Source organism: Treponema sp. R6D11, assembly GCF_054786075.1.
In genome coordinates this window covers 1-5,935 of sequence record NZ_BDHD01000114.1, presented here as the reverse complement: position 1 = coordinate 5,935, position 5,935 = coordinate 1, and the positions used below count along the sequence as shown (strand labels likewise).

The following is a 5,935-nucleotide window of genomic DNA, read 5'->3' as shown; positions in this document are numbered from 1 at the left end:
ACAAAAAAAGCGATGGTAATCGAAAAGAGTGTTATCAAAATTTTGTCGGCTAGGCTCTTATATGTGAACAAGTTGCTATCTTCTGCCGATTTTAAAACTTTTTCAAATGCCAGTTTTCCAAATTTCTGTATGAATTCATCAGGGTCTTTTGCCCCGTCCCAAACTGCGACGAAAACGTTTAAGTGCGCATCGCGCAGAATGTCAATCGCCTTTTTTGTTGCCTCTTTGCCAGCGTCGTCTTGATCGTAGCAAATTATAACATTATCTTTATATCTTTTAATTAGCTTAGCTTGCCCCTCTGTGATGGCTGTTCCGCAACTTGCAACGGCTGATGTAAAACCTGATTTGTGTAATGACACAACGTCCATATATCCTTCGACAAGAATTATCGATTTCGCGCTCGAACTCTTCGCTAGGTTTAGCCCGAAGAGGTTGTAGCTCTTGTTAAAAGCCAGCGTGTTGGGCGAGTTAATGTATTTCGCGGTGTTTTTCTCTATCGCTCTGCCGCCAAACGCCAAAACGTTTTTACGAACATCAATAATCGGGAAAATTAGCCTTCCTTGGAATTTCGAGTTTCCCTTTTTGGAAGCTAGCCCCGCCACCTCGAGCGTTTGTTCGTCTGCTCCAAGCCCATCTAGTGACCCGTCGGCATATCCTATGCAAAAATGTTTTATGATTTGTGGTGTTAGCCCGCGCTCTTCTGCATATTTTAACGCATCTTTATTGGCGACCAAATCTTTATAGCATTTAACAGCGTATTTTTTATTAATTTCTATGATTTTTTTTCGCTGTGCGCTCAGCTCTTCGTCTTTGTTCGTCTCGCCAAGTTCAACTCCTGCGCGTTCAGCCAAAAACTCGACCGCACTCAGGAAATCTAGGTTCTCTGCATCCATGACAAACTGAATTGCCGAGCCGCCTTTGCCGCAGCCGAAGCAGTGATACAGGTTTTTGGAAGCCGATATGTGAAACGAAGGTGTCTTCTCATTATGAAACGGGCAGCATCCGGAAAAATCGTCGCCGTTCTCTCGAAGTTTGACATAGCTCCCAGCAAGGTCAGGAAGATTGGTCTTTTCTAGAATTAATTTAATTGTTTCTTCTGGTATTCTAGCCATTAAACCTGTCCCCTTTTCCTATGATTACTATTCGCCAAAAAAATACAAATTCCCTTTTCATATAATAAGTAGGGAAAAACAGCAAATATTTCTCTTTCTTTACGATACTAAAACAAATTAAAAGGGAATATATAACATTTGTGTTAAAAAAACCCAAGTCTATATGCCGTCTGCTATAATATATTTAAAGGTGGCGATTTATTTGACCATTCAAAAAATTTCTTCAACAAAATTATACGTAACCCTATCACGTAACGACATAGAATCCTTGAAAATATCTAAGGATTGCTTAACATACAATTCGCCAGAAGCGCAAATGCTAATTGGCGACATTATCACAGCCGCAAAAGCGCAAGTCGAGTTCGAGCCTGTCGGCGAAAACATCATAGTCGAAGCGTCGAGCGACGATGGCGAGGGAATCAACTTTTCTTTGACTGTGATTTCTGATAATGTGAAAGACGAGAAACCAGAAAGCGTCATGTCTGTGTTCCGTTTGAACACACAGAAAAACCTCATTGCTGCTTGCCTGCATTTCGATAAAAACTATACAGGCGAAAGCTATTTATTCAAGTTAAAAGGCGTGTATTACATCGCGCTGAGAACCAAATTATTGCCAAAACATGTAGGGTATGACTACGGCGAAATCATCGATAACAGCGATAATTTCTTTAGCTATCTAAAGGAAAATGGCGATGTTTTAGTTGCCGGCGATTTATTCGAAAATGATAGAATCCACAACCGCCGTATCGCCTAAAACCGTTAAAATAACTTTCGCGAAGAGCTCGGCAGACATCCGCTCTTCTGTTTGCGTATCTAACTTGAGGCGTTATTCAGGCGGGCTTGATTTCGCCCCGCCAAAAATAGAAGCGACGGAAAAAGAATATGGCTTAGAATTCAAATTCGAAATCCCGAAAGATGCAAAAATCTTCGGGCTAGGCGAGAAAACAGGCTATCTAAACAAAGCGGGGCAAAAATTCGAGATGTATAACCGCGACACGCACAAACATCACGAGCATACAGACCCGCTATATCTATCAATCCCGTTCTTTATCATATTCGACAAAAACCATAAAACCGGATACTTCTTCGACAATCCCGCGCGGCAAAAAATCGATTTGAAAAACGGTGTCGTAAAGATTTACGATAACTATGCCGACGTCTTCATAATCCGCGGCAGCATCAAAGAAATCCTCGAAGAATATACCGAGTTAACAGGCAGAACTCCTATCCCGCCGGATTGGTCGCTTGGATTTATGCAAAGCCGATATAGCTATGAAAGCGAAAAAGAAGTGTTAGACGTTGCCGCGGGGTTTGAAACCTGCGGACTTCCGCTTTCTGCCATTTTCATAGACATCGATTACATGCAGGATTTTCAGGTGTTTACTTGGAACAAACAAAAATTTCCCGCGCCCGAAGCGATGACAAAATTGCTAAAAGAAAAAGGCATCGAACCGGTGCTAATCATCGATGCTGGCGTCTGCATCAAATCAAAATTTTATAAGAAAAACAGGAAACATAATATATTCTGCACTGTCCCTAGCAGGTTCGGCAAAAAAATATATAAAGGCGTGGCGTGGGCGGAAGAGATTGCATATCCTGATTTCTCTATGCCCGAAACAGCGAAAATCTGGGGACAGAAATTAAAAGAACTCAAAAAAATGGGCGTGTCGGGCTTTTGGAACGACATGAACGAGCCAGCGGATTTTCTAGGCGAAGGGTTATATAAAAACACCGTGCCAGACGAGCTGTCTCTCGGCGGATACACATTCAAAGAAAATCGAAACGCATACGGATATTTCATGGCAAAAGCAACATACGAGCAGGTCGGTGGGTTTATCTTGACGCGCTCGGGTTATGCCGGAATACAAAAATACGCAAGCGTCTGGACAGGCGACAATTATTCTTCGTGGGAAAATTTAAGATTCACCGTGCCAATGTGCCTAAATCTCGGGCTTTCAGGCGTGCCTTTTTGCGGCGTTGATATAGGCGGGTTTCAATCAAACGCGTCGCCAGAATTATACGCGCGCTGGCTAGAACTCGGCGCATTTTTGCCGCTATATCGCGCGCATTCGAACAAAGGAACCGCTAGCCACGAGCCGTGGTGCTTCGGTCTAGAAGTCTTGGAAATCGCAAGAAAATACTTAAACTTTAGAAAAGCGTTAATCCCATATATAAAATCTTGTTTTGAAAAATCCGCGAAGACAGGCGAGCCAATCATGCGCCCTCTCTTTTGGGATTTCGAAGACGATTTGGAAACGTATAACGTGGAAGACCAATTCATGTTCGGCGAAAAGCTTCTCGTCGCGCCAGTTCTTGCTCCGAGCGTACGCAAGCGTATGGTCTACCTCCCAAAAGGGCTGTGGCAAGATATCGAAAGCAAGGAGAATCACATCTCAAAGGGCGAATACATCATCTTCGACGCGCCTCTATCCAAAATCCCCGTGTTCCAAAAATTATAAGATTTTTTTAATCACTTTTTGGCAATAATATTGCTAAGAGGTGACCGAAATGTTCGACGGCGCATACGGCGAATTTTCCGAGAATGGAAAAGAATATATAATATATAATCCTCCACCAAGACCATGGTGTAATATTTTGGCGAACGATACCTTCGGGTGCATTATGAAGGATAACGGGCCTTCTTTTTCGTGGGCAGAAAACTCTCAATTGTTCAAACTAACCCCGCACACAGGCGATTATTTAGAAGATTTCTCCCCCGAGGAGTTGGTTTTTTTAGACAGCGGCGAAAGCCTTTTTTCCGGCATCTGCACACACGGGCTTGGCTATACAACATATAAAGGCGATGGGTTTTTTCTAACGGCGTTTGTGCCAAAAAACGGCAACAGAAAAATATATATCGTCGAGTTGGACGTTATGCGCGACGTCCGTTTTGCCGTCTCTCCTTGCATGGGCGACAAACCAAACCCGAGACATATAGAAACCGAATTTCTTGGCAACGCCTTAGTTTTTCAAAACAATTTTAATATAGATTTCTCTCATCTAGAAATGTATATAACCTCCAACGAGCCTTGTAGGGTTGACGATGGGATAGTAGTCAAAGCAAAAAACTTTGTTATAGAGCTTGGCGTTGCGCCAAAAGGGCAGAGCAAAGGGCTGACGCTTCTCGAGGCAAAGGAACAACTAGAAATCGTTAAAAACTATTGGCAAGAAATGCTGCCAAAAAAAGAAACAGGCGAGCAAGATGTCGATGTGTTTTTGTCATACTGGCTCCCGTACCAAACAATTAGTTCGCGAATTTTTGCGCGGACGGGGTATTATCAAGTCAGCGGAGCATATGGCTTCCGCGACCAGCTTCAAGACTGCATGAACATTTTAAACTTTTCAAACGATTTTTTAAAAAACCAAATCCTAAGTTCTTGCCGTCATCAATATGTCGAAGGCGATGTGCAACATTGGTGGCACAAAATCCCGAACGACGATTTTCACCCGCACAAAGGCGTGCGAACGAGAATAACAGACGATCGCCTTTGGCTTCCTCTCGCCGTCGCCGAATATATAGAAAAAACCGGCGATAGAACCATATTAAACGAGACTGTTCCATATATAGAAAGCCCCATGCTAGGCGAGGCTGAGGCAGAGCGATACGAAACGCCAAAAACCAGCGAGCGGGTCGGCTCGGTTTTAGAACACTGCATAAAGGCGATCAAGGTATCTTTAAGTTTTGGATCACATGGTCTCCCTCTAATCGGCGGAGGGGATTGGAACGACGGGTTTTCCTGCGTCGGCATAAAGGGCAAAGGCGAGAGCGTTTGGCTCGGCTGGTTCCTGATATACGTCATCAAAAAGTTTAAAGATTTTGCCGATTATACTGGCGTTCTGCCCGATTTAATCAACTCCTGCAACTCAGCGTGGGACGGCAATTGGTTTCTGCGCGGGTATTATGACAACGGCTCCCCCCTCGGCTCAAAAGCTTGTGATGAATGCAAAATCGACAGCATATCCCAAAGCTTCGCGGTCATCTCCGGCGGAGGGTCTGGCGATAAGCTGATGCTGTCCATGCAATCAGCCGAAGAATATCTTGTTTTAAAAGAAGAAAAAATTATAAAACTTTTAACCCCCGCTTTTCAAAACACAAAAGAAAACGCAGGGTATATAAAAGGGTATCTCGCGGGCGTGCGCGAGAACGGCGGGCAATACACTCATGCCGCAGCGTGGTTTGTATGGGCGCTTGCAAAGATGGGCGAGATCGACAAAGCAAAAGAACTATGGAAAATGTTGCTCCCGATAGGGCGCGAAGAAAATTATGGGCTTGAACCGTACGCCGTTGCCGCCGATATCTATTCCGGGTTGGACAACACAGGCGTCGGCGGGTGGAGCTGGTATTCCGGCGCAGCTGGCTGGCTCTATCGGATCGGGCTGGATATTTGGGGTTTGGCTTGACAATTTTTTTGCAGGTTGATATAATGACAACATAATAAAAAACAAAAGGGGTTTTAATTATGGAAATGTCAAAATTAGCTCAAGCAATCGCACCGTCAGCTACAATGGCGCTAGACGCCAAGGCAAAACAAATGAAGGCAGAAGGCAAAGATGTGCTAAGTTTCTCCGTTGGGGAGCCGGATTTTGACACTCCAGACTACATAAAAGAAGCGGGCATAAAGGCGATCGAAAACGGCAACACGAAATACATCCCCGCCTCAGGCAGCCTCGCTCTTCGAAAAGCAATCGCCGGCAAACTAATGCGCGAAAACGCCTTAGGCTATGCCCCGACCGACATCACAGCAGTTGCAGGAGCTAAAACTGCTCTTTCTATCGCGTTCATGACGATACTAAACCCGGGAGACGAAGTAATAATCCCTGCG

At 44.3% G+C, this 5,935-nt stretch carries 5 protein-coding genes; 4 read left to right on the top strand and 1 reads right to left on the bottom strand.

All coding sequences use genetic code 11. The annotated features are described in order from the left end of the window. On the bottom strand, nucleotides 1-1,112 hold a 1,112-nt coding region (gene dnaG, locus ACYVTD_RS09240; protein WP_461247491.1), incomplete at its 3' end, for a DNA primase. 202 nt (nucleotides 1,113-1,314) lie between these two features. On the opposite strand from dnaG, the gene ACYVTD_RS09235 reads away from it, so the two are divergent. The 4 genes from ACYVTD_RS09235 to ACYVTD_RS09220 form a co-directional block, all read left to right on the top strand. Next, complete coding sequence (locus ACYVTD_RS09235; RefSeq protein ID WP_461247490.1) at nucleotides 1,315-1,866, top strand: adaptor protein MecA; 552 nt, start codon at nucleotides 1,315-1,317, stop codon at nucleotides 1,864-1,866. Then, nucleotides 1,835-3,571, top strand: a complete 1,737-nt coding sequence (locus ACYVTD_RS09230; protein ID WP_461247489.1) for a glycoside hydrolase family 31 protein — start codon at nucleotides 1,835-1,837, stop codon at nucleotides 3,569-3,571. Before ACYVTD_RS09235 ends, ACYVTD_RS09230 begins: the two co-directional genes overlap by 32 nt. A gap of 49 nt (nucleotides 3,572-3,620) precedes the next feature. Next, nucleotides 3,621-5,513, top strand: coding sequence for a GH36-type glycosyl hydrolase domain-containing protein (locus ACYVTD_RS09225; RefSeq protein ID WP_461247488.1), 1,893 nt, complete (start codon nucleotides 3,621-3,623; stop codon nucleotides 5,511-5,513). 59 nt (nucleotides 5,514-5,572) lie between these two features. After that, nucleotides 5,573-5,935 (top strand): aminotransferase class I/II-fold pyridoxal phosphate-dependent enzyme (locus ACYVTD_RS09220; protein ID WP_461247487.1); only part of this gene is annotated, 363 nt, incomplete at its 3' end.

Bases quoted from the DNA above. Each gene is read 5' to 3' on its own strand.
- ACYVTD_RS09230 (WP_461247489.1), top strand. From the start codon at position 1,835: ATGATAGAATCCACAACCGCCGTATCGCCTAAAACCGTTAAAATAACT.
- ACYVTD_RS09225 (WP_461247488.1), top strand. From the start codon at position 3,621: ATGTTCGACGGCGCATACGGCGAATTTTCCGAGAATGGAAAAGAATAT.